Source organism: Microbacterium trichothecenolyticum (assembly GCF_041938625.1).
Lineage (GTDB): Bacteria > Actinomycetota > Actinomycetes > Actinomycetales > Microbacteriaceae > Microbacterium > Microbacterium trichothecenolyticum_D.
In genome coordinates this window covers 14,768-37,178 of record NZ_CP169427.1, presented here as the reverse complement: position 1 = coordinate 37,178, position 22,411 = coordinate 14,768, and the positions used below count along the sequence as shown (strand labels likewise).

Here is a 22,411-nt window from a genome sequence, read left to right as displayed (position 1 = left end):
CATCGCCGGCCCGGGAGCAGTGCGGAGCCCCGTGTCAGGCGGAGGCGGGAACCGGTCCCGTGGTGTTGCCCTCGCGGAAGGTGCAGGTGAACCGGATCGACGCCGCGGGGGTTCCCTCGAGCATCGCGGCGACGGCGGCGCCGGCCGCGCGGCCCTTGTCGGTCGCCGGCTGTACCAGGGTGGTGAGCTCGTACGGAGCGAGGCCGTCGACGACGATGCCGTCGAAGCCCGTGACGCTCACGTCCTCCGGCACGCGCAGGCCGGCCTCTTCGGCCGCCCGGATCACGCCGGCCGCGAGCAGGTCGCTCTGCGCGATGACCGCGCTGGGGCGCCGCTCGGGGTCGGCGAAGATCTCGCGGCCGGCCGCGAACCCCTCGTCGATGAAACTCCCGGCGGCGGCGAACGCGGCGGCGTCGGGGAAGACGTCGAGGGCGCCCGCGAGCCGCTCGCGGGTGACGTCGACGGTGATCCCCGTGTCGTCGTGCAGCCAGCCGCGCTGCCAGTCGACCCGCGCGGGAAGCGTCACGACGGCCACCTCGCGGTGCCCCAGCGCGCGCAGGTGGCTCGCCGCCTGGCGCTGGGCCTCGCGGTTGTCGAGCCCGATGCGCGGCACGTCGTCTCCGGCATCCCCTTCGATGACGACCACCGGGATGCCTCGTGCCTTGACGGTCTCGAGGGACTCGCGCAGCAGGCCGCTGCAGCCGATGAGCACCGCGGCGTCGAGCGGTGCGGTGGTGAGCGAGGGGCCGCTCCCGGTGGGCTCGTGGTCTCGCAGCAGCAGAAGCCCGGCGCCGAGCGGCGTGACCGCGTCGGCGAGACCGTCCATCATGAGGGTCTTCACCGGGTCGAGGAACGCCGTGCCCAGATGCTCCTCGAAGACCACCCCGACGATTCCCGAGCGGCCGCGGCGCAGGGAGGCCGCACGCGGGTCGGGTCCGGTGTAGCCGAGCGCGGCTGCCGCGTCGAGCACGCGACGGCGGGTCGCGTCCGACACCGGGGTCTTTCCGCTGAACACCACGGACGCGGTCGACGGCGAGACGCCTGCCTCGCGGGCGACGTCCGAGATCGTGGCGCGGCGGATGCCGGTGTCCTGACGGCTCATGCTGTCGCGATCGTAGCCCGTCCCGAACGAGTGATGTCGAATCGATTCGGTAGCATGTGCGGATGGACACCGCGCTCACCCGTCGGCAACTGGTCGCCTGGCGCACCGCGATCTTCACGATCTTCCTCATCATGGGCGTCGGCTTCGCGTCGTGGGCGTCGCGCCTCCCCGCGGTCAAGGTGGACCTGGGCATCAACGACCTCCAGGTGGGCGTCCTCCTGTTCGTCGCAGGTGCGACGTCGATCCTGGGCCTGTCGCTCGCCAACGTGATCGTCGCGCGCTGGGGCGCACGGCGCGGCATGTTCGCGACGATCATCACGTTCGCGCTCGGCGTCGTGGTCGCGGGCGTCGGCGTCGAGTTCGCGCAGTCGTACGTCGCCGCCGCTGTCGGACTCGGGCTCATGGGCCTGGGCATGAGCGCCACCGACGTCATGATGAACGTCGAGGCGGCCGCGGTGGAGCAGGCGTTCGAGCGCACGCTCATGCCGCTGTTCCACGCGTTCTTCAGCCTCGGCACCGTCGCGGGCGCCGGGCTCGGTGTGGCGATGGCGGCCCTCGGCATCGGCGTCGGCTGGCATCTCGGCGCCGCCGGACTGCTCGTCGCCGCGGCCGGCCTGCTGTCGCTGCGGGCCGTCCCCGTGCGCGAGAGCATGCACGACGACCCCGCGACGAGCATCACGCGCCGCGAGCGGTTCGCCGAGGTCCTGGCCGTCTGGCGCGACCCTCGCACCTACGCGATCGGCGCGATCATGCTGGGCATGGCCTTCGCCGAGGGCAGCGCGAACGACTGGCTCACGATCGCGATGGTCGACGGCCACGACCAGACCGAGGCCGTCGGCGCCATCGCGCTGACGGTGTTCTCGGTGGCGATGACGACGTTCCGCATCCTCGGCGGTCCGCTCGTCGATCGCATCGGCCGCGTGTGGTCGCTGCGCCTCCTGTCGATCGCGGCGGGCGTCGGCCTGGTCATGTTCATCCTCGCGCCGAACCTGCCGATCGCCTTCGTCGGCATCGCGCTGTGGGGCGCCGGCGCCTCGCTCGGCTTCCCCCTCGGCATGTCGGCGGCGGCGGACGACCCGAGGAAGGCAGCGGCGTCCGTCTCGGCGGCCGCCACGATCGGGTACCTCGCGTTCCTCTGCGGTCCGCCGATCCTCGGCTGGATCAGCCACGAGATCGGCATCCTGCCGACCCTGTGGATCATCGTCGCCCTCATCGCGATGTCGGGGCTCGCCTCGGGCGCGGCGAAGCCGATCGCAGGCTCCAAGGTCGGTGCGGGCCACGCCCACCACTGAGCCGGAGCGGTCGGCGCCGTCCGCGCCGTCCGCGCCGTCCGCGGTGACCGGACCCGGATCAGCTGAGGTCAGAGCCGATCGGCCACCGTCGCGGCGACGGTGAGCCACGCGTCCCGGGTCTCCGGGGAGAGCGCGTCGAAGTCGATCGGCCCACCGTCGACGAGCGACGGATCGAACGGCGCGTTCACGACGGCCGACGTCACCTGCTCGAAGTGCTGCGAGAGGCGCGCTTCGAGCTTGCGGTCGGGGCGCGAGGACGGCGCCGTCAGCACGGTGACGGCCTCGTCGATCTTCCGGCCGAAGCCCTTCTCGCGCAGGCCGTCGAGCAGCCACGCGGCGCTGGCCGCCGTGTCTTCGCGGACGGTCGACACGATGACGAGCTGGTCGGCGGCGGCGACGGCCGCGACCCAGTTCGACGCGCGCATGTTGTTGCCGGTGTCGACGATCATCAGGCGGTAGTAGCGGCGCAGCAGCGCGTGGAGCCGATCGAACGCGGCTGCGTCGATCGTCGAGGAGGCCGCGGCGTCCTCGTCGGACGCGAGCACGTCGAAGCGCGCGTCGACCTGCGTCCGGACATAGTGGTCGAGCGCCGCAAGGCTCGACCCGCGGAAGTTCGAGGCCTCGTCGAGGTCCTCGAGGAGGTCGACTGCGGTGCGGTGGTGCGGGGCGTGCTGTGCGCGCCAGCCGAGCGTGCCGCGGGTCTCGTTGTTGTCCCACGCGAGGGTCGCTCCGCCGCGCAGCGTCCCGAACGTCGCGGAGAGCAGCAGGGTGCTCGTCGTCTTGTGCGCGCCGCCCTTCGGGTTGAGCACGACGATCGTGCGCGGGGCGTCGAGGCGACGCTGAACGCGCTTCTCACGGTCGAGGCGGGACCGCTCGACACGGCCGGGCGCGGGCGAGATGAGGCCGCCGGTCGCGCGGCGCACCGCGCCCTGCCAGCCGATCGTGGCGCGCGGGCGACCGCCGCCCGTGCGCGAATCGAGCAGGTCCTGCACGGTCGGGCGCGCCGGATCCTCGGCGACCGGGACCGCCGACGGCACCGCGGGCACCGGGGTCGGCGCCGTGACAGGAAGAGCCGACACCGGGGCCGGAGCGGGCGCAGGCGCCGCCACCACAGGCACCGCCGTCGTGTCGACCGCCGCCTCCTCCAACGCCTCGTCGAAGGTGCCGTCGGGGTGCACCACAAGAGGCCAGCGGGACGAGCCCTCGACGAGCGTCGCGTGGGCCGGTTCGCCGTTGGATGCTGCGAGCTGACGGATCTCCTCGACCACGCGGTCGCGGAGCGCCAGGCTGTCGGGGGCGACGACCTCCGCCACGTCGCTGCCGACGTGCAGCTCGGCGACGGTGCTGGACAGGATATGGACGGTCGCGTCGGGGTGACGAGAGTTCATCGGTTCTTCTCCGGACGAAGGGGCGGCGGTGGGGGCCGGGGTCTGGGGGTCGCACGGACGCACGACAGCGCGCGGGCACCGAGGGCAAAGGCTATCCGACGAGCCTGCGGGCAAGCTGATGCGGGAGGCTAGGCTCTTCGGGTGCGTCTTGTCATCGCCCGCTGCTCCGTCGACTACACCGGGCGGCTCAACGCCCACCTGCCCCTCGCCACCCGCCTGCTCGTCCACAAGGGCGACGGCTCGCTGCTGGTGCACTCCGACGGCGGCTCGTACAAACCGCTCAACTGGATGAGCCCGCCGTGCCGCCTCGACGTCGAGGTGCCCGACGAGGAGTCGGCATCCGCCGGCGTGCTCGAGCACTGGCGCGTGACGCACGCCAAGACCGGCGACGCGCTGCTGGTGCGCATCTACGAGGTCATCCACGACTCGTCGCACGAACTCGGCATCGATCCGGGACTGCAGAAGGACGGCGTCGAGGCGGATCTCCAGCGCCTCCTGGCCGAGCAGGTCGACGTCATCGGCGAGAACCTGACGCTCGTGCGCCGCGAGTTCCCGACCGCGATCGGCCCTGTCGACCTCCTGCTGCGCGACCCCGAAGGTGGCACCATCGCCGTCGAGGTGAAGCGCCGCGGTGACATCGACGGCGTCGAGCAGCTCACGCGCTACCTCGAGCTGCTCGGCCGCGATCCGCACCTCGCCCCGGTCACCGGCGTCTTCGCCGCCCAGGAGATCAAGCCCCAGGCCAAGGTGCTCGCCGCGGATCGCGGCATCCGTTGCGTCACGCTCGACTACGAGGGCATGAAGGGCATCGAGTCCGGCGCCCCGCGCCTGTTCTAGACCTCCCAGCACTCTCTCCTCGTCTTCGGACGGGCGCGGTCTCCTCCCCTGGCGCGATTTGGCGACTCGCCACAAAGGACCGGCTCGTGAACACGGTCTTGGCGAGTCGCCGGAACTGTCCCTCTCGCGCGATGTGGCGAATCGCCACAAAGGGCCGCGCCGAACGCCTGCCTTCGGCGAGTCGCCGGGAAGCGCTCGCTCGCGATGGCGCGGCAGACCTGAGCCCGGTCATCGCGCCCGACCCGCTCGACCTCCGGCTGTCGCTCGCCTCGATCGTGCACTGGGCCGACAGCACCGGGGTGCGGCGCGACGTGATGGCGCGGGTGTCGTTCCCGGTGGACGACATGGGCATGTTCCTCGTCGTCAACCAACTGTCGTACAACGGCGCCATGCGGCCGGTCGAACTGTCGCTCGCGCTCGGTATGACGCCGACCAACATGAGCAAGATCGTCGGACGCCTCGTGAACGCCGGCCTGGTGGTGCGCGTCGCCGCGCCCGCCGACGATCGAGGGGTGCTCGTCGCGCTCACCGACGAGGGGCGCCGCATCGGCGAGCGCATCATGTCGACGGCCGAGTCCAACATGAGGACCCTGCTCGCCGACTGGTCTCCCGCCGAGATCGAGGATCTGCGGCGCATGATGGCTCGCCTGGCCCGCGTGCACCGCCCCGTCTCGGAACGCAGGCCCGCCTCCGCATAGGCTGGTCCTCATGCCGAGCCGATCGCCGTGGACCTGTGTGCTGTGGGATGTCGACGGAACGATCGTCGACGCGTCCGACGGCATCCTCCGCCGCCTCACGATCGCCCTCGAGCACTTCGGCAAGCGTCCGCCGACCCGCGCGGAGCTCGTGCACTGGATCGGGCCGCCGATGTACGAGTCGTTCCAGGTGAACGTCGGCATGACGCCCGAGGAGTCGGCCGAGGCCGTCGCGTTCTACCGCGGGCTGAACAAGACCGACGGGTACACGACCGGCGCCAAGCTGTTCCCGGGGATGGGTGAGCTGATCACGGATGTCGCGGCCGCCGGCATCCCGCAGGCCACCGCCAGCTCGAAGCCCGAGGTGCAGGTCGTCGCTCTGATGGACCACTTCGACCTGTCCACCTCGCTCACCGCGATCGTCGGTGCGACCCCGGACGAGAAGACGCTCAGCGCGAAGTCCGACATCGTCGCCGAAGCGCTGCGCCGCCTCGCCGCGGCGGGGGTCGACACGAGCCGCCCGGTGCTCGTCGGCGACCGTCACCACGACGTCGAGGGCGGCGCGGAACAGGGCGTTCCCGTGATCTTCGTGCGGTGGGGCTTCAGCTGGCCGCATGAGTCAGAGGGTGCGCAGGCCGTGGTCGACGACGTCGACCAGCTGCGTGCGCTGCTGCTGTTCGGCGAGTACGCCGACGAAGGGACGACCACGACCGCCGGCGTCGCCGATGCCTGAGCTCGCCGCCACGATCCTGGGGTGGCTGGTGCCGGCCCTGGTCGTGTTCGGCGTGACGGCGATCGTCGTCGCGGTGATCGCGTGGGCCGTCCGCCGCGCGCGGCGCTCGCCCCGTGCCCGCGCCGGCGCCGAGCAGGAGCGGGCCAAGGCGGGTGCGACGCTCGTGAAGCTCGACGACGAGGTCGGCGAGCTCGACCTCGAAGTCGGCCTCTCGGGCGCCCTCTACGGCGGCGACGCCCCGGCGTCGCTGCGGCGGGCACGCCTCACGGCGCAGCACGTGCGTGACGACGCCTTCGAGGACTACCGCGCGATCAGCGATCCCGCCATCGCCCCCCACGAGGTCCACCGCGTCGCGGCGCGCATCGAGCGCCGCGCGGGCGAGGCTCTCGCGACGGTCGCCGCCGCCCGCCGGGAGCACGGCGCGTGGGTCACCGCGAACGTGTCGGCGGCCGGGCAGATCGACGCCGCCCGCCGCCGCCTCGCTGAGCTGACCGCGTCGATGGGCGACCCGGCCGCGCTCGTCGCCGAGCTCTCGTCCCGCTTCGCCGAGGAGGAATGGCGGGATGCCTCACGCTCGGCGCACGCCGCGCTGTCCCAGGTGTCCGCCGCGGAACGCCACCTCGACGCCGCCGCGGCCCGCGCCGCCGACCCGTCGCTGAGCGCCCTCCCCGACCTCGCCGCCGCCGAGCGGGCGCTCCGCCAGGCGGAGGCCGACGCCCGCAACCTCGAAGAGACGCACCGTCTCGTGCTGCAGGCTGCGCAGGCCGTGCCGGACGAGGTCGCGTCGGCGCGCACGGCGCTGCGCCAGGCCTCCGTCACGCGCGAGCACCTCGACGCTCCCGACGCCGCACGGCTCGGCGCGGAGCTGCACGCCTTCGACGACGAGCTGAACCGCATCGAGACGGATGCTGCCCGCCACCCCACCCGCACGGTCGAGGCCATCGCGCGCCTGCGCAGCCGGCTCGACCTCGCCCTGGGCGACGCGCGCACCTCGCAGCAGCGCCTGCGCGGCGCGCGCACCGCCCTCCCGGGCACGCTCGCCGCCGCACGCGGCGCACTGGCGCAGGCCGAGGCATCCGTGTCCCGCTCACGTGCCGGAGCCGATGCGCGGTCGCGGCTGCTCTCGGCCCAGCGCGAGCTCGCCCGGGCCCGCCAGGCGCAGGACCCGGTGGCCGCGCTCGACGCCGCGCGCCGGGCGATGCGCGATGCCGAGGACGCCAAGGCCCTCGCGGACTTCGCCCGCCAGGCCGGCTCCGCCTCACCCCCCGGTCGCTGAACGAGCTTGCCAGTCGACACGCGCCGCACCGACGAGAAACACCAGGTCCGACACACCGGCGTAGCCCGCCGCTACCCTGAACGCATGAGCGACGGGGCGACTCAGAGACCGAACCGCGTGCTTGCCGGAGTGGGGCGGATTCCGGCGACACTCACGATGATCGCGCTGATCCTCGTCGCGGGCGTCGTGTGGCAGGGACTGTGGCGGCCGTTCGAGGATTCCGACCTCTTCGACGCGGTCGCGTACGGCCTCCCCGCCTTCGAAGCGGGCCGATGGTGGACGCCGGTCACCGGCACGTTCTTCGTCAACGCGCCGTGGGTCTATGTGTTCACGATCGCGAGCTTCGTCGGCATGGCGTACCTCGAGTTCCGGCGCGGCTCGCGTGTGGCCCTCGCCTACTACTGGGTCGGCCAGCTGTTCGCGATCCTCGCGACGGCTCTCGTGCTGTGGGGGTGCTCCGCGATCGCGTCGTGGGGCTGGGCGCAGACCCAGGCCGCGGCACTGGATGTCGGCCCCTCGGGCGGCACGATGGCCTGCATCGCAGCGGCCGTCGGCCTGCTGCGGAGCCCCTGGCGCGTGCGCGCCTGGCTCGTTCTGCTCGGCTTCGTCTTCATCGCGATGATCTTCTGGGGCACGCTCGCCGACCTCGAGCACCTGCTCGCCGTGCTGCTCGTGCTGTTCGTCGACCGGTCGCTGCGCGTCCAGCACACCACGATGCGCGAGCAGCGGCTCATCGCCTTCATCTCGGTGCTCGTGCTCGGCGCTGTCGAGGTCATCACGATCCTGGTGCCGACCGACGGCCCGTTCGGACCGACCGAGCCCGCCTCGGGCGGCTTCTGGGACTTCTTGATCGACGTCGTGATCATCCTGATCATCGCGAACGGGCTGCGCCGCGGTCGTCGCTGGTCGTGGGTGCTCGCCGTGATCCTCGCGATCTTCAACATCGTGACCGCGCTGCTCGTCGCCGCGGCCATCATCATCGCCTCCGAGGCGCAGGTCGAGGCGACCATCGACGGCGAGACCGAGCTGTCTCTGGCCAGCGGCGTGATGTGGCTGCTCATGTTCATCTACCTGATCTGGGTGCGCCACGCCTTCCGCGCGCGGCGCCGGTCGCGCATCGGTCGGCAGCCCGCTCCCGGCATCGAGGACGTGAAACGGATGCTGCACACCCACGGCGGCGGAACGCTCTCGTGGATGACGACTTGGGAGGGGAACAGCTACGCGCGCACGACCGACAGCATCGTCGCCTACCAGCGCCGCGCGGGAGTGGCGCTGGCCCTCGCAGACCCGATCGGTCCCGAGGCGTCGCGCGCAGCATCCGTGCAGGAATTCATCCACGATGCCGAGCGGGCGGGGCTGATCCCGTGCTTCTTCAGCGCCGACGAGGCCACCCGTGCCGCCGTGCCGGCGTCGTGGCGGAGCCTGGTCGTCGCGGACGACACGATCGTGGACCTGCCCGGCCTCGAGTTCACCGGCAAGCGGTGGAACTCGGTGCGCTCGTCGCTCAACCGGGCGGGGCGCGAGGAGATGACGTTTCGCATGACCCACCTCAAGGATGAGTCGTGGGGCGTGCAGCAGCAGCTGCGCGCGATCTCGGAGATGTGGGTCGGCGACAAGGGCCTTCCCGAGATGGGGTTCACGCTGGGCACGCTCGTCGAGGCGGAGGACCCGGAGGTGCGCCTCGCCTTGGCGCTCGCGCCGAACGGCGACGTCGACGGATTCCTGTCGTGGCTGCCGGTCTATGGCGGCAGGCCCCGGGGCGGCGGGGAAGGCCGCGGAAGCGAAGAAGGAGCGGTGCGAGGGTGGACCCTCGACCTGATGCGCCGGCGCGAGGGCGGCTTCGGCCCCGTGATGGAGTTCCTGATCGGCTCGTCGGCGAGGCTCTTCTCCGACGAGGGCGCCGAGATCATGTCACTGTCGGGCGCGCCCCTCGCCCACGACTACCCGCCGGACGCCGGCATGATCGCCGCGCTCAGCGACAAGCTCGCCGACGCGCTCGAGCCGGTGTACGGATTCCGCTCGCTGCACCGCTTCAAGGAGAAGTTCCATCCGCGGTACAAGACCCTGTACCTGCTGTACCGCGACGAGAGCGACCTCACGCGGATCGGCGGAGCGCTCACACGGGCGTTCCTGCCCGACGCGACGCTGCGTCAGTTCGCCGGAGCGGGTCTCGAACTCGTGCGCGGCGAGCGGGATTGACCCGCGATCCGGTCACTCGCGCGCGACGAAGCCGCGGCACCCACCAGTGGGATACCGCGGCTTCGACCGCGTGAAGCGATCGGTCCGCCGCTCAGAGCGGGCGGATGTTTTCGGCCTGGAGGCCCTTGGGTCCCTGCGCGATCTCGAACTCGACGCGCTGGTTCTCCTCGAGGGAGCGGTATCCACCCGACTGGATTGCGCTGTAGTGCGCGAAGACGTCTGCGCCGCCTTCATCGGGGGCGATGAAGCCGAATCCCTTCTCCGAGTTGAACCACTTGACGGTGCCCTGCGTGCTCATTACTTGCCGTTCTTCGTTGATCTCGTCGCGATTGCGGCGATTGCAATCCAACGTAGTGAAGACGACGGCTCGCGGCGAGACCCAGTTGCGAAGGTGACACAAATGTTGCAGAGCAACCGGTGGACCGCAGGGCTCCTCATCCATGTCCCATCGTCCGCCCGGGCTGAGCTTGGCTCGAAAGCCCGGGCGTCGACGGATCCCCCCGGATAGGCCACGTCGTAAACGTGGACAGAGATCATGGTACCGATATATCAGCCCAAGGGCGAGGCCGGATCCTCAGCGTTTCCGCACTTTCTGACGGAGTCGGGCGGAGTCCGGGGGGACCCCCTGAAGGCCCGCTCAAGCGGGTCTATGCGCGTGAATCCTCCGGCGTACACTGGTGCCACTCATGACCGCCCCCTTCGTCCCGCTCGAGCCGAGCCGCGCCGTCCTCGGAGACGAGGTGTACGCGCGCCTGGGCGAGGCGATCCTCGACGGCCGCCTGGCCCCTGGCGAGCGGCTGCGCGACCAGGAACTGGCGGAATGGCTCGGGGTCTCGCGCACTCCGGTGCGCGAGGCGCTGCAGCGACTGGAGCGCGCCGGCCTGGTCGAGGTGTCGCCGCACCGCTACACGCGGGTGTCGCACCCCAACCAGCAGAACGACACCATGGAGCTCGTCGCCTTCAACATGGGGCTCGCCGTGCGCATGGCCTCGGCACGCGCCGACGCCGACGCACTCGAGCTCGCCCTGGAGCGGCTGGACGACGTGATCGCGGCGTCCCGCGCAAACGACGCCGCGGCCCTCGCCGTGGCCAGCCACTCCTTCTTCTCCGTCGTCATCCGGGCGAGCGGCAACTTCGCGCTCCGGCAGTTCGTCCGCGAGTACGAGTTCGCCATCCGCCGCGACATGGTGGGCTGGCAGCCATTCATCGAATGCCCGATCGGTCGCACGGCCGCCTACGAGGAGTTCCGCGCCGCCTTCGTCGCCCGCGACGCCGACCGTGCGGAATCGCTGCTGCGCAGCATCCACGGCCTGAACTGATCTCCCGCTCTTCTCGGTGACGGATGCCGCGGCTACCGTGAAACCGTGCACCACATCGAGCTGCGACCTGTCGACGAAGACGACCTCGACGCCATCTTCGAGATGATGCGCGACCGTGAGGCGATCGCGATGGCCGCGTTCACCGCCGAGGATCCCGACGACCGTGCCGCGTTCGACGCGTGGATCGCGCGGCAGTTCGCCACGCCCGGCGTCCTCTCATTCGTGGTCACCGAGAACGGCGGCTTCGCCGGGACCGCGGCATCCTTCACCGTCGACGGCGACCGCGAGGTCACCTACTGGATCGCCCGCCACGCGTGGGGCCGGGGCGTCGCGACCGCGGCGCTGCGCCATCTGATCTCGCGCGAGCCCGTCCGCCCGCTCTTCGCCCGCGCCGCCGCCCACAACGCCGCCTCGATCGCCGTGCTCACCAAGGTCGGCTTCACGGAGGTGTCGCGAAACGTCGACTTCGCCCCCGGCATCGGCCGCGAGATCGAGGAGATCGTCTTCACGCTCCCGCCCGCGCTCGACGGCGCGTGAGCGAAGGAGCGGTGGGCGTACAAGAGAAGAGGACCCCCTCTCGGGAGTCCTCTTCTGCGCTGTGCGCGAGGGGGGAGTTGAACCCCCACGCCCTTTCGGGCACTGGCACCTGAAGCCAGCGCGTCTGCCTATTCCGCCACTCGCGCGAGCCGCGGCATCCGGAGATCCCGCGAAACTCAACTTCCCGAGGATATCATGCGTCGCGGCCCCTTCCGAACTCACCTGGTCGGAGGCGCGATCCATGACGGGTACAGCGTGTGCAATTAGCATGTAGCAACCGGCACCCCCCTCAAGAGGAGCTCCGTGGGACTACTTGACAGCTTCGAGAAAGGTCTGGAGCGCGCAGTCAACAGCGCGTTCGCCAAGACCTTCCGCAGCGGCATCCAGCCTGTCGAGATCGCCTCCGCCCTGCGCAGCGAACTCGACAAGAAGGCGGCCGTCGTCAGCCGCGACCGCATCCTGGCGCCGAACACGTTCACGGTGCGCCTGTCACCCGCCGACGACGACCGCATCTCGTCGCTCGGCGACGCGCTGCGGCACGAGCTCGACACGCTCGTCCATGCCCACGCCAAGGCCCAGGGGTACTCGTTCGCGGGCCCCGTGACGATCGCGATCCGCCGCGACGAGGAGCTCTCCACCGGCACCCTCCGCGTCGAGTCGTCGACCGCGCAGGGCGGCCGCGTCTCGTGGCGCGGCGTCGTCGACGTCGAAGGGCGCCGCATCCCGCTGACGAAGTCGCGCACGGTCATCGGCCGCGGCAGCGACGCCGACATCACGGTCGCGGACTCGGGCACCAGCCGCAAGCACGTCGAGATCCTGTGGGACGGCGAGCGGGCCATGGTGCGCGACCTCGGCTCGACCAACGGCACCATGCTCGACGGCCGCAAGGTGACCGAGTCGGCGCTCCCGCCCGACGCCACCGTGCGCATCGGCCGCACCGACATCGTGTTCCGCGTCGTCGCGCAGGCGAGCGCGCAACGGCCCGCAGCATCCGTCGACGATGCCACCCGGGCGTTCGACCCGCAGGAGAGGGGCCCGCTGGCATGAGCGAGCTCACCCTGCTGCTGCTGCGCATCGGGTTCCTGGTGCTGCTGTGGGCGTTCGTCTTCGCCGTCGTGTACTCGCTGCGCGCCGACCTCTTCGGCGTGAAGGTGAGGCGGATGCCGGATGCTGCGGCCGCCGCGGCCGCGGCCGCGCCCGCGGCATCCGCCCCCGGCGCCGCGTCGTCCGTCACCGCGCCCGTCGTTTCGGCGGCCTCCGCACCGGCGGCGAAGCCCAGCGGACCTGCAACGACCGCCACCGCGTCGCGCATCGTGATCACGAGCGGACCGAAGACCGGACTCGAGCTCCCGCTGGGGAACGAGCCGCTCACCATCGGCCGCTCGAGCGAGTCGGGACTCGTCGTCCGCGACGACTACACGTCGAGCCACCACGCGCGTCTGGTGCTGTGGGGCGACCAGTGGATGATCCAGGATCTCGACTCGACGAACGGCACGTGGCACGACGGTGCCCGCGTGACAGCCCCGGTCCCCGTGAACCTCGGCGCCCCGATCAAGGTCGGCGCGACGACGTTCGAGCTGCGGAAGTAGCGGGCGGACCCCTCGCATATGGTCTTCCAGGGCTCGAGCGCCGCGATCTCGCACACCGGCAAGGTGCGCTCCAACAACCAGGACTCCGGGTACGCCGGCTCGAACCTGTTCGTCGTCGCCGACGGCATGGGCGGCCACGCCGGCGGCGACGTCGCGTCGAGCCTCGCGATCTCGCGCCTGGAGGGGCTCGACCGGCCGTTCGACTCGACCGCCGAGGCCGAGCGGGCGCTGCGCGACGCGATCTCGGACGCCGCCGTCGACCTGATCGACACGGTCGGCGTCCGGCCGGAGCTGGCCGGCATGGGCACCACGGTCAGCGCGCTGATCATGGTGGACGACTACGCCGTCATCGCCCACATCGGCGACTCGCGCATCTACCTGTTCCGCGACGGCGCCCTGACACAGATCACCACCGACCACACGTTCGTGCAGCGCCTCGTCGACTCGGGCCGCATCACACCCGAGGAGGCGCGCTACCACCCGCGTCGTTCGGTGCTCATGCGCGTGCTCGGCGACATGGACACCGACCCCGAGCTCGACACGTTCATCATGCCGACACAGCCCGGCGACCGCTGGCTGCTGTGCTCGGACGGCCTGTCGGGCGTGGTCGACGACCCGCACACCTCCAAGGCCATGGGACTCGGGCTCGCCCCCGGCCGCACCGCCGACAACCTGCTCAAGCAGGCGCTCGACGGCGGCGCCCCCGACAACGTCACGATCGTCATCGTCGACGTCGGCGGGCAGCATCCGCTCTTCTCGGGCACCCCCACCATCGTGGGCTCCGCGTCGAACCCGGTGGGCATCGAAGTGCCCGCGGCCGCACCGCGGCGCTCGAGCTGGCTGCACCCGAACCGCCAGGCCGCGAACGAGCCGACGCACTTCGAGCCGGCGCCGGAGTTCCTCGAGGAGCTCATCGAAGAGGACCGCCGCCGCGCGCGCCGGCGCCGCATCGGGTGGATCACGGGCCTCGCGCTGGTGCTCGTGATCATCGCGGGTGCCGCTTGGCTCGGCTACCAGTGGACGCAGACGCGGTACTACGTCGGCGCCGACGAGGACACCGTCGTCATCTACCAGGGCGTACAGCAGGGCATCGGGCCGATCTCGCTGTCGACCCCGTACGAAGACACCGGCATCCCGCTCGATTCGCTGTCGAACTTCGCCCGTGCGACGGTGGAGCAGACCATCTCGGCGAACTCGCTGTCGCACGCGCGGCAGATCGTGTCGGGAATCAGCGACCTGGCGGGAGGCGGCGGATGAACGCATCCACGAGCACGCGCACCGACGCGGTCTCGACCGACACCGCGGTGGTGCGGGCCCTGCGCCGCATCCGCGTGCCGCAGACCCAGCGCAACCGCGAGCTGGCCCTGCTGGTCTTCGCGTTCGCGATCAACGGCTCGGCGATCGCGCTCGTGCAGCTCGGCGCGCAGGACTTCATCGACTGGACCTTCCTCGTCTACTGCGGCGGCCTCACCGCACTGGTGATCGCGCTGCACATCCTGCTGCGCCTGCGCGCCCGAGCGGCCGACCCGTTCGTCGTCCCGATCGCGACGCTCCTCACCGGACTCGGTCTCGCGATGATCTACCGGCTCGACCTGTACTGGGAGCGCCACGGGTGGGACGCCTTCTCGACCAGGCAGCTCGCATGGGCGGCGATCGCCCTGGTCGCGGCGATCCTCGTCGTGATGTTCCTCAAGAACTACCGCGTGCTGTTCAGGTACACCTACATCTTCGGGTTCGTCGGCATCGTGCTGCTGATCCTGCCGGTGATCCCTGGCCTCAGCGGCGGCGGCAACGCGGACGTGTGGGTCGATCTCGGCATCTTCAGCTTCCAGCCCGGTGAGCTCGCCAAGATCGCGCTCGCGGTGTTCTTCGCCGGCTACCTCGTGCGCACGCGAGAGAGCCTGACCTCGACGGGCACGCGGTTCCTGGGCATGACGTGGCCCCGCGCCCGCGAGCTCGGACCGCTGCTGGTGATCTGGCTGGTGTCGCTCGGCATCATCGTGCTGCAGCGCGACCTCGGCACCGGCGTGCTCATCTTCGGCATGTTCGTCGCGATGCTCTACGTCGCCACGGGCAAGACCAGCTGGGTGCTCATCGGCGTCGTGCTCGCCGTGTCGGGCGCGTTCCTCGCGTCGCGGATCCTGCCGTACGTCGGCGCGCGTTTCAACAACTGGCTCGACGCGTTCAACCCCGAGCTGATGGACAACTCCAGCTACCAGCTCGTCAACGGCATCTTCGGCATGGCGAACGGCGGCCTCCTGGGCACCGGGCTCGGGCAGGGGCGGCCGTACCTCACGCCCGTCGCCGAGAGCGACTACATCCTCCCGGCTCTCGGCGAGGAGCTCGGGCTCATCGGCGTCTTCGCGATCCTGTGCCTGTACATGGTGTTCACGAGCCGTGGCATCCGCATCGGCCTCGCCGGCCAGGACGACTTCGGCAAGCTCCTCGCGACGGGCCTGTCGTTCACGATCGCCCTGCAGGTGTTCATCATGGTCGGCGGCGTCACCCGCCTCATCCCGCTCACGGGCCTCACCACGCCGTTCCTCGCGGCCGGGGGTTCATCCCTCGTGGCGAACTGGATCATCGTGGCCCTGCTGCTGCGCATCTCCGACGCCGTCCGCAGCCGGCCGCGGGTGGTGATCGGCTGACATGGCGCGTTTCGACTCGCTTCGCTCGCTCAACGACCGGGAAAGTGGTCGGCGCCTTCCCCCGCGGGGAGGTGCATTGTGACCAAAGAGCACGCGTTGAAGAGCGGGAGCCTGCGAGCGCGTATCGCCCGAAGGGGGCGATCGTGACCAAAGAGTTGAGAAGGCTCAGCATCCTGATGCTGTTCATGTTCCTGGCGCTCTTCGCATCGACGAGCTGGATCCAGGTGATCCAGACCGACGAGCTCGCCGCGAACCCCGAGAATCGCCGATCGCTCTACGACTCGTACGAGGTGCAGCGCGGATCGATCATCGCGAGCGGCTCGGCCATCGCATCGTCGGTGCCGTCCGGCGACCTCTACAGCTGGCAGCGTGTGTACACCGATGCCGACATGTGGGCACCCGTCACCGGCTACATCAACCCCGCACTCAACTCGGCGACCGGCATCGAGCAGGCGATGAACCAGGAGCTCAGCGGCACGGCGGGCGCGCAGTTCCTGTCGCGCATCGAGCGCATCTTCACCGGGCAGCCCCCGCGCGGCTCGAATGTCGTGCTCTCGCTGGACGCCGACGTGCAGCGCGCGGCGTACGAGGCTCTCGGCGACCTGCAGGGCGGCGTCATCGCGATCGAGCCGTCGACCGGACGCGTTCTCGCCATGGTGACGAGTCCCAGCTACGACACCAACGTGCTGGCCTCACATGCCACGAGCGAGGTCAACGCCGCGTACGACGCGCTCGTCGCGGATCCCGGCAAGCCGCTGTCGAACCGCGCGATCGCCGGTGACCTCAATCCGCCGGGTTCGACCTTCAAGCTCGTGACCGCGTCGGCCGCGCTCGCGTCGGGGGACTACACGCCCGACTCCCAGCTGCCGAACCCGGCGACCTACCAGCTGCCGCAGTCCTCGAGCGTCGTGCACAACGCCAGCGGCGGGACGTGCGGGCCCGGCGAGACCGTCTCGCTCGCCGATGCCCTCCGCCTGAGCTGCAACATCCCGTTCGCGGAGCTCGCCGTCGAGCTCGGCGACACCGCGATCCGCGAAGAGGCCGAGAAGTACGGCTTCAACCAGTCATTCGAGCTGCCGCTCCTGTCGACGGCGTCCGGGTATCCCCGCACGATCCAGGACGACGCGCAGACCGCGCTGAGCGGCTTCGGCCAGGGTCAGGTGACGGCGACGCCGCTGCAGATGGCGATGGTGTCGGCGGGGATTGCGAACGAAGGGGTCGTGATGAACCCGAGGATGGTGGATCGCGTGATCGGCCCTGATCTGTCTGTGCAGAAGACCTTCGACGACAGTGAATTCGGACGTGCCCTCGACAGGGGGCTGGCAGATGAGCTGGTCCAGATGATGGTCGCCAATGTCAGTGACGGCGCCGCGTCGGGTGCAAGAATAGACGGGGTCGACGTGGCCGGAAAGACGGGAACCGCGGAGAACACGGGCGATGAGCCGTACACGCTCTGGTTCACCGGGTTCGCACCTGCCGACAACCCCGAGGTCGCCGTCGCCGTGGTCGTCGAAGACGGCGGCAGGCAAGGACAATCGGGCAGCGGCAACACCATCGCCGCTCCTATCGCAAAGAAGGTCATGGAGGCGGTGCTGGGACGATGAGACCGACGCAGGGCGTGACCTTCGGCGGCCGATACGAACTCGATTCGCGCATAGCGATCGGCGGCATGGGCGAGGTCTGGGAGGCGACAGACCACGTCATCGGACGAACGGTCGCCATCAAGATCCTCAAAGACGAGTACATGGGCGATCCGGGCTTCCTGGAACGCTTCCGGGCCGAGGCCCGCCACGCGGCGCTCGTCAACCACGAGGGCATCGCCAGCGTGTTCGACTACGGCGAGGAGAACGGCAGCGCCTTCCTCGTGATGGAGCTCGTGCCCGGCGAGGCGCTCTCGACGATCCTCGAACGCGACGGGTCCCTCTCGACCGACAAGACGCTCGACATCGTGGCTCAGACGTCCGCGGCACTCCAGGCCGCGCACGCGGCCGGCCTCGTGCACCGCGACATCAAGCCCGGGAACCTCCTCATCACGCCCGACGGCCGCGTGAAGATCACCGACTTCGGCATCGCGCGCATCGCCGACCAGGTGCCGCTGACCGCGACCGGCCAGGTCATGGGCACCGTGCAGTACCTGTCGCCCGAACAGGCGTCGGGGCACCCGGCATCCCCGGCCACCGACATCTACTCGCTCGGCATCGTCGCGTACGAGTGCCTCGTCGGCAAGCGTCCCTTCACGGGCGAGTCGCAGGTCGCGATCGCGATGGCGCAGATCAACGAGCAGCCGCCCGCGCTGCCCGCGACGGTCGCCGAGCCGGTGCAGAACCTCGTCATGGCGATGATCGCCAAGAAGCCCGAGGAGCGCCCGGCGTCGGCCGCCGCCGTCGCGCGCGCCGCGACCGCGCTGCGTCGCGGCGATCTCGCGGCCGCCGCCGCGGCCGTCCCGGCCATCGCGGGAGCGGCCGCCGCGGGAGACGCGGCGACCCAGCTGCTCACCTCCGGCTCCGACACGTCCGCGGCGACCCGCCTCATGCCGGCGCCGGGCGAAGAGGGCACCGAAGAGACGCCGGAGAAGAAGAAGCGCAGTCCGTGGACGTGGCCGCTGATCGCGCTCATCGCCCTGCTGCTGCTCGTGCTGATCGGCACGATCTGGGCCGTCGTCGCCAACTCGGGCAACGAGCCCGAGCCCGACCCGACGAAGACCTCGGCCTCGCCGTCTGCGACCCCGACCAATACCCCCACGCCGACGCCCACCACGGCGAACGTCGTCTCGGACGACTACATCGGGCAGGACTGCGCCACCGCCTCGGCCGCGCTCGACGCGCTCGGTCTCGGTGCGAGCTGCGTCGAGGGCAATGCGGCCCCGGACGAGGGCAGCGTGGGCAAGATCTACAGCGTGAACCCCAACGGCAACGTGCCGAAGGGCACGATCATCGAGCTGACGACGTACGCGAGTCAGACCCCGATGCCCACTCCCGCCACCCCGACCTTCCAGGGATCGCCGGCGACGGTCGAGCCCGGCGGAGACCTGACGGTGATGTGGGACGGGTACACCTGCCCGTCCGGCACCGGTTCGGTGAGCTCATACACCTTCACGGTCCAGAACGGCACGATCGCGAACGGCCCGAACTTCCCGCAGAACGCGCGCAACGCGACCGTGACAGCGGGCGACACGGCCGGTCAGACGGTGATCGTCACGTATACCGTCACCTGCAGCGGCGGCACGGCGGGCAACCGCACCTCGGGTGCGTCCGGCGAGGCGACGGTTCTGATCGAGGCCGCGGCTCCGACCCCGACGCCCACGCCGTGAGCTTGGCTGAGTGAGTCCTCCGAGCGGGTCGCGCGACACGTGCGACCCACTCGGGCTCGGCTAGTGTGGCTGATGTTCCAGGCAGGGAGTGACCGTGACAGCTGAGCCGCGCGTGCTTTCGGGGCGCTATCGCATCGATGAGCCGATCGGCCGGGGCGGCATGGCGAGCGTCTACCGCGGGTACGACCTCACGCTCGGCCGCGAGGTCGCGATCAAGATCCTCGACCGCGAACTCGCCGACGACAACGCGTTCCGCACCCGGTTCCGCCTGGAGGCGCAGGCGGCCTCGCGCATGGCGCACCCGACGATCGTGCGGGTCTACGACGCCGGCGAGGACTCGCTGACCGCGCCGGACGGCACGGTGCGCCCGGTCCCGTTCATCGTGATGGAGCTCGTCAAGGGCCGGCTGCTCAAGGAGATCATCGCCGCGGGCCCGGTTCCCGTGACGGACGCCGTCCGCTACGTCGACGGCATCCTCGAGGCGCTCGAGTACTCGCACCGCGCGGGCGTCGTGCATCGCGACATCAAGCCCGGCAACGTCATGGTGACCGATGCCGGTCAGGTGAAGGTGATGGACTTCGGCATCGCCCGCGCCGTCTCGGACTCTTCGTCGACGGTCGCCGAGACCACGCAGATCCTGGGCACCGCCGCCTACTTCTCGCCCGAGCAGGCCAAGGGCGAGCCCGTCGACGCACGCGCCGACGTCTACTCGACGGGCGTCGTGCTCTACGAGCTCCTCACCGGACGCCAGCCGTTCCGCGGGGAGTCGCCCGTCGCTGTCGCGTACCAGCACGTCAGCGAGGCGCCGGTGCCGCCGTCCGAGGTGAACGACACCGTCCCGCGGGCACTCGACACGGTCGCCCTGCGCGCCCTCGCCAAGGACCCGTTCCAGCGCTACCAGGACGCGGCAGGCTTCCGCGAGGCCCTCGACGCGACGGTCGACGGCCGGCAGCCCTCCAAGCGGCAGGTCGGCGCCCTCACGAGCGAGCTCTACGGTCCGAACCCGCGGCAGGCCGCCGAGACGGCACGCTCACTGCGTCAGCTGAGCACCGACACCACCATGAAGCGCACGCAGGCGGGACCGCCGGTCGCGTGGATCTGGGCGGGCGTGGCCCTTCTCGCGGTGCTCCTCATCTCGCTGCTGTTCTGGGTGCTCACGATCCAGCCACGCGACGAGCTTCCGGGCAACGCGCGCGAGGTGCCGGACGTATCGGGCATGACGTACGAGCGGGCGAACGACACGCTCGCCGAGTCCGACCTCCGCGCGATCCGCGTGGACGAGGAGAGCACCGAGGTCGCGGAGGGCAACGTCATCCGCACCGATCCCGAGGCGGGGACGTCCGTCACGCCCGATCAGGAGGTGAAGGTCTACGTGTCGACAGGGCAGCAGATGTCGACGGTGCCGACACTCACCGGACTCGGACAGGATGCCGCGACCTCCGCCATCGCCGGGGCGGGCCTGCAGCTGGGCACGATCACGCAGCAGAACGACAAGGACCTCGCCGCGGGAACGGTCATCTCGAGCGACCCCGTGGATGGGGCGAGCGTGCCCACCGGCACGATGGTGAACCTCGTGGTCGCTTCCGGCCGCGTCGCCATCAACGACGTGCGCGGCTATACCGTCGACGCCGCGACGCGGGAGTTGGAAGGCCTCGGCCTCACCGTGATCCCCGCGGAGGACCCGAACTGCGCGGGCTCGAACCCGCCCACCGTGTCGTCGCAGTCCCTCACGCCCGGCGACGTCGCGGTGCACTCCGAGATCACGCTGACGTACTGCACGGGCGCCTGAGCCGGCGGCTCGTCACCTGGGGACTCAGCGCCGCGGGCTCAGCGCAGCGCCGCGGGACGCAGCATCCGTGTATCCGATCGAGGCGAGCCAGTTGCCCAGCAGGCGGTAGCCGCCCTCGGTGAGCACGCTTTCGGGGTGGAACTGCACGCCGAGGATCGGTGCGGTGCGGTGCGCGACGCCCATGATGACGCCGCTCGCCGTACGGCTCGTGACGACGAGGTCGTCGGGGAGCGTGGCGGGGACGATCGCGAGCGAGTGGTAGCGCGTCGCGGTGAACGGGTCGGGGAGTCCGGCGTACAGGAGCGAGGAGTCGTGGTGCACGAGCGACGTCATGCCGTGCATGAGCTCGGGCGCGTGATCGACCGTGGCACCGAACGCCTCGCCGATCGCCTGATGGCCGAGACAGACACCCAGGAGAGGGATGCTGTCCGCCGCCGCCGCACGGACCACCTCGATCGACGCGCCGGCGTCGGCGGGGGTCCCCGGTCCGGGGGAGACGAGGACGCCGGGCCGGCCTGCGATGTCGCGCGCGGGGTCGGCGAGGGCGTCCGCCTCGACGAGGTCGGTATCGGCGCCCAGCTCGTGCAGGTACCCGATCAGGGTGTGCACGAAACTGTCGTGGTTGTCGACGACGAGGATCGGCGCCGACGACGAAGGGCCGGTCACGACAGCGGCACCCCGGACGGCGCCGCGGGGAGCGTCACCGTGACCTCCTGCGGGTTCACGAACTGGCTCACCCACGGGAAGACGTAGAAGAGGAGTCCGTACAGCACCGCGGCGATCAGCACGAGCAGGATCAGCACCCGCACCCACACGGGGCCGGGGAGGATCCGCCACAGACCCGCGTACATCAGGCCACCGCCTGGAGGGAGACCGGTTCGCCGGCGGAGCGGGGTGTGAACGACTCGAACACGCCGTACGCCACGATGCGCTCGGTCATCGCGTACATCGGGCTGCAGCTCGTGAGCGTGATGTATGCGGTTCCGGCGGGGACGTCCATCGCCTGGGGGACCGGAAGGAGCACCTCGACCTCGTTCGGTGTGACGTACTCGAGCGTGCGGAAGCGGTACGTGTACCAGCCCTCCTGCGTCTCGACCACGATCGCGTCGCCGACGCGCAGGTCGGCGATGCGGTTGAAGGGCTTGCCCCACGTCGTGCGATGTGCGGCGAGGGCGAAGTTGCCCGCCTCGCCCGGCATCATCGTGCCGGGGTAGTGGCCGATGCCGATCGGGTCGAGGGTGCGGGCCCGCGTCACGCCGCCGGCCATCGGCACGGCGTAATCGGCGCCGAACCGGGGGATCCGCATGATGGCGAAGGTCTCGGCGTCTGCAGGCTCCGGGATCACCGGCGGCGCGACCGTGACGGGCTCGACCTGCGGACCGGCCTCGGGATCCGTCGTCGGAGCGGGGGCGGGGTTCTGCTCTTCGTACTGCGCCTGCCACTCCTGCGACAGCTCGGTGCCCTCGGCGTTGCGCTCGGCACCGTAGATGAGGTCGCCGACCCAGAGCTGCCACACGACGTAGAGGAGCACGATGACGCCGGCGGTGATGAGGACCTCGCCGATGACGCCGACGACCGACGTGCGCCGCCGCGGGGGTCGAGCCCGGGCAGCACGCCTGGAGCCGGGCAGCGCGTCATCCACAGGTGGATTCTAATCAGGGCGGGCTGTGGCGTGGCTGGCAGTTAGACTCTTGTGC

At 70.7% G+C, this 22,411-nt stretch carries 21 protein-coding genes and 1 tRNA gene; 15 read left to right on the top strand and 7 right to left on the bottom strand.

What is annotated here, in order from left to right:
• Nucleotides 1-34: 34 nt before the first annotated feature.
• Nucleotides 35-1,102 (bottom strand): LacI family DNA-binding transcriptional regulator, encoded by a 1,068-nt coding sequence (locus tag ACEYYH_RS00190; protein WP_374976311.1) that lies wholly within the window; start codon nt 1,100-1,102, stop codon nt 35-37.
• Between the two features lie 62 nt (nt 1,103-1,164).
• Here ACEYYH_RS00190 and ACEYYH_RS00185 point away from each other — a divergent pair, with 62 nt between their 5' ends.
• Entirely contained in the window at nt 1,165-2,394 is a 1,230-nt protein-coding gene (locus tag ACEYYH_RS00185) for an MFS transporter (RefSeq protein ID WP_374976310.1), read from the top strand.
• A gap of 68 nt (nt 2,395-2,462) precedes the next feature.
• Here ACEYYH_RS00185 and ACEYYH_RS00180 read toward each other — a convergent pair whose 3' ends face one another.
• Nucleotides 2,463-3,782: a MinD/ParA family protein gene (locus ACEYYH_RS00180; RefSeq protein ID WP_374976309.1), complete on the bottom strand. Its 1,320-nt coding sequence runs from the start codon at nt 3,780-3,782 to the stop codon at nt 2,463-2,465.
• 141 nt (nt 3,783-3,923) lie between these two features.
• Between ACEYYH_RS00180 and nucS the strand changes: the two genes are divergently transcribed.
• The 5 genes from nucS (at nt 3,924) to ACEYYH_RS00155 (ending at nt 9,522) form a co-directional block, all read left to right on the top strand.
• Complete coding sequence (gene nucS / locus ACEYYH_RS00175) at nt 3,924-4,619, top strand: endonuclease NucS (protein WP_045302045.1); 696 nt, start codon at nt 3,924-3,926, stop codon at nt 4,617-4,619.
• Nucleotides 4,620-4,750: 131 nt separating this feature from the next.
• Nucleotides 4,751-5,317 (top strand): MarR family winged helix-turn-helix transcriptional regulator, encoded by a 567-nt coding sequence (locus ACEYYH_RS00170; RefSeq protein ID WP_374976308.1) that lies wholly within the window; start codon nt 4,751-4,753, stop codon nt 5,315-5,317.
• Between the two features lie 10 nt (nt 5,318-5,327).
• Nucleotides 5,328-6,047, top strand: coding sequence for an HAD hydrolase-like protein (locus ACEYYH_RS00165; RefSeq protein WP_374976307.1), 720 nt, complete (start codon nt 5,328-5,330; stop codon nt 6,045-6,047).
• Nucleotides 6,040-7,323: a hypothetical protein gene (locus ACEYYH_RS00160; RefSeq protein WP_374976306.1), complete on the top strand. Its 1,284-nt coding sequence runs from the start codon at nt 6,040-6,042 to the stop codon at nt 7,321-7,323. Before ACEYYH_RS00165 ends, ACEYYH_RS00160 begins: the two co-directional genes overlap by 8 nt.
• Nucleotides 7,324-7,407: 84 nt before the next feature.
• Nucleotides 7,408-9,522: a bifunctional lysylphosphatidylglycerol flippase/synthetase MprF gene (locus ACEYYH_RS00155; RefSeq protein ID WP_374976305.1), complete on the top strand. Its 2,115-nt coding sequence runs from the start codon at nt 7,408-7,410 to the stop codon at nt 9,520-9,522.
• A gap of 91 nt (nt 9,523-9,613) precedes the next feature.
• Here the strand turns inward: ACEYYH_RS00155 and ACEYYH_RS00150 are convergent, their stop codons facing one another.
• Complete coding sequence (locus ACEYYH_RS00150) at nt 9,614-9,820, bottom strand: cold-shock protein (RefSeq protein WP_109208752.1); 207 nt, start codon at nt 9,818-9,820, stop codon at nt 9,614-9,616.
• A gap of 388 nt (nt 9,821-10,208) precedes the next feature.
• On the opposite strand from ACEYYH_RS00150, the gene ACEYYH_RS00145 reads away from it, so the two are divergent.
• A complete protein-coding gene (locus ACEYYH_RS00145; protein WP_374976304.1) occupies nt 10,209-10,841 on the top strand; it encodes a GntR family transcriptional regulator in 633 nt (210 codons plus the stop codon).
• A gap of 45 nt (nt 10,842-10,886) precedes the next feature.
• On the top strand, nt 10,887-11,378 hold the full coding sequence (locus ACEYYH_RS00140; protein WP_374976303.1) for a GNAT family N-acetyltransferase: 492 nt from the start codon (nt 10,887-10,889) through the stop codon (nt 11,376-11,378).
• A gap of 62 nt (nt 11,379-11,440) precedes the next feature.
• Here ACEYYH_RS00140 and ACEYYH_RS00135 read toward each other — a convergent pair.
• Nucleotides 11,441-11,524, bottom strand: a tRNA-Leu gene (locus ACEYYH_RS00135).
• A gap of 157 nt (nt 11,525-11,681) precedes the next feature.
• On the opposite strand from ACEYYH_RS00135, the gene ACEYYH_RS00130 reads away from it, so the two are divergent.
• From ACEYYH_RS00130 to pknB, 7 genes are all read left to right on the top strand, one after another.
• Entirely contained in the window at nt 11,682-12,425 is a 744-nt protein-coding gene (locus ACEYYH_RS00130) for an FhaA domain-containing protein (RefSeq protein WP_374976302.1), read from the top strand.
• Nucleotides 12,422-12,967 carry an FHA domain-containing protein gene (locus ACEYYH_RS00125; protein WP_374976301.1) on the top strand — a complete coding sequence of 182 codons (546 nt, stop codon included), beginning with the start codon at nt 12,422-12,424 and terminating at the stop codon, nt 12,965-12,967. The genes ACEYYH_RS00130 and ACEYYH_RS00125 overlap by 4 nt, the downstream gene beginning before the upstream one ends.
• An 18-nt stretch (nt 12,968-12,985) precedes the next feature.
• Nucleotides 12,986-14,224, top strand: a complete 1,239-nt coding sequence (locus ACEYYH_RS00120; protein WP_374976300.1) for a PP2C family protein-serine/threonine phosphatase — start codon at nt 12,986-12,988, stop codon at nt 14,222-14,224.
• Nucleotides 14,221-15,615 (top strand): FtsW/RodA/SpoVE family cell cycle protein, encoded by a 1,395-nt coding sequence (locus tag ACEYYH_RS00115; protein ID WP_374976299.1) that lies wholly within the window; start codon nt 14,221-14,223, stop codon nt 15,613-15,615. The genes ACEYYH_RS00120 and ACEYYH_RS00115 overlap by 4 nt, the downstream gene beginning before the upstream one ends.
• 143 nt (nt 15,616-15,758) lie before the next feature.
• Nucleotides 15,759-17,219 carry a peptidoglycan D,D-transpeptidase FtsI family protein gene (locus ACEYYH_RS00110; protein WP_374976298.1) on the top strand — a complete coding sequence of 487 codons (1,461 nt, stop codon included), beginning with the start codon at nt 15,759-15,761 and terminating at the stop codon, nt 17,217-17,219.
• Complete coding sequence (locus ACEYYH_RS00105) at nt 17,216-18,925, top strand: serine/threonine-protein kinase (RefSeq protein ID WP_374976297.1); 1,710 nt, start codon at nt 17,216-17,218, stop codon at nt 18,923-18,925. The genes ACEYYH_RS00110 and ACEYYH_RS00105 overlap by 4 nt, the downstream gene beginning before the upstream one ends.
• 94 nt (nt 18,926-19,019) lie before the next feature.
• Complete coding sequence (pknB, locus tag ACEYYH_RS00100; RefSeq protein WP_374976296.1) at nt 19,020-20,714, top strand: Stk1 family PASTA domain-containing Ser/Thr kinase; 1,695 nt, start codon at nt 19,020-19,022, stop codon at nt 20,712-20,714.
• Nucleotides 20,715-20,738: 24 nt separating this feature from the next.
• Here the strand turns inward: pknB and ACEYYH_RS00095 are convergent, their stop codons facing one another.
• Genes ACEYYH_RS00095 through ACEYYH_RS00085 form a run of 3 tightly spaced genes read right to left on the bottom strand, consistent with a single transcriptional unit; the run spans nt 20,739 to nt 22,356 of the window.
• Nucleotides 20,739-21,380, bottom strand: a complete 642-nt coding sequence (locus tag ACEYYH_RS00095) for an anthranilate synthase component II (protein ID WP_374976295.1) — start codon at nt 21,378-21,380, stop codon at nt 20,739-20,741.
• A complete protein-coding gene (locus tag ACEYYH_RS00090) occupies nt 21,377-21,565 on the bottom strand; it encodes a hypothetical protein (protein ID WP_374976294.1) in 189 nt (62 codons plus the stop codon). Before ACEYYH_RS00090 ends, ACEYYH_RS00095 begins: the two co-directional genes overlap by 4 nt.
• The gene (locus tag ACEYYH_RS00085) at nt 21,565-22,356 is read right to left on the bottom strand and encodes a class E sortase (RefSeq protein ID WP_374976293.1); all 792 of its coding nucleotides are present in this window, start codon (nt 22,354-22,356) and stop codon (nt 21,565-21,567) included. Before ACEYYH_RS00085 ends, ACEYYH_RS00090 begins: the two co-directional genes overlap by 1 nt.
• Nucleotides 22,357-22,411: the final 55 nt, after the last annotated feature.

Excerpts from the sequence above, each read along its gene's own strand:
- ACEYYH_RS00190 (WP_374976311.1), bottom strand. The coding sequence starts at position 1,102 with ATGAGCCGTCAGGACACCGGCATCCGCCGCGCCACGATCTCGGACGTC.
- ACEYYH_RS00185 (WP_374976310.1), top strand. The coding sequence starts at position 1,165 with ATGGACACCGCGCTCACCCGTCGGCAACTGGTCGCCTGGCGCACCGCG.
- ACEYYH_RS00180 (WP_374976309.1), bottom strand. The coding sequence starts at position 3,782 with ATGAACTCTCGTCACCCCGACGCGACCGTCCATATCCTGTCCAGCACC.
- ACEYYH_RS00170 (WP_374976308.1), top strand. The coding sequence starts at position 4,751 with ATGTGGCGAATCGCCACAAAGGGCCGCGCCGAACGCCTGCCTTCGGCG.
- ACEYYH_RS00165 (WP_374976307.1), top strand. The coding sequence starts at position 5,328 with ATGCCGAGCCGATCGCCGTGGACCTGTGTGCTGTGGGATGTCGACGGA.
- ACEYYH_RS00160 (WP_374976306.1), top strand. The coding sequence starts at position 6,040 with ATGCCTGAGCTCGCCGCCACGATCCTGGGGTGGCTGGTGCCGGCCCTG.
- ACEYYH_RS00155 (WP_374976305.1), top strand. The coding sequence starts at position 7,408 with ATGAGCGACGGGGCGACTCAGAGACCGAACCGCGTGCTTGCCGGAGTG.
- ACEYYH_RS00150 (WP_109208752.1), bottom strand. The coding sequence starts at position 9,820 with ATGAGCACGCAGGGCACCGTCAAGTGGTTCAACTCGGAGAAGGGATTC.
- ACEYYH_RS00145 (WP_374976304.1), top strand. The coding sequence starts at position 10,209 with ATGACCGCCCCCTTCGTCCCGCTCGAGCCGAGCCGCGCCGTCCTCGGA.
- ACEYYH_RS00125 (WP_374976301.1), top strand. The coding sequence starts at position 12,422 with ATGAGCGAGCTCACCCTGCTGCTGCTGCGCATCGGGTTCCTGGTGCTG.
- ACEYYH_RS00120 (WP_374976300.1), top strand. The coding sequence starts at position 12,986 with ATGGTCTTCCAGGGCTCGAGCGCCGCGATCTCGCACACCGGCAAGGTG.
- ACEYYH_RS00115 (WP_374976299.1), top strand. The coding sequence starts at position 14,221 with ATGAACGCATCCACGAGCACGCGCACCGACGCGGTCTCGACCGACACC.
- ACEYYH_RS00105 (WP_374976297.1), top strand. The coding sequence starts at position 17,216 with ATGAGACCGACGCAGGGCGTGACCTTCGGCGGCCGATACGAACTCGAT.
- ACEYYH_RS00090 (WP_374976294.1), bottom strand. The coding sequence starts at position 21,565 with ATGTACGCGGGTCTGTGGCGGATCCTCCCCGGCCCCGTGTGGGTGCGG.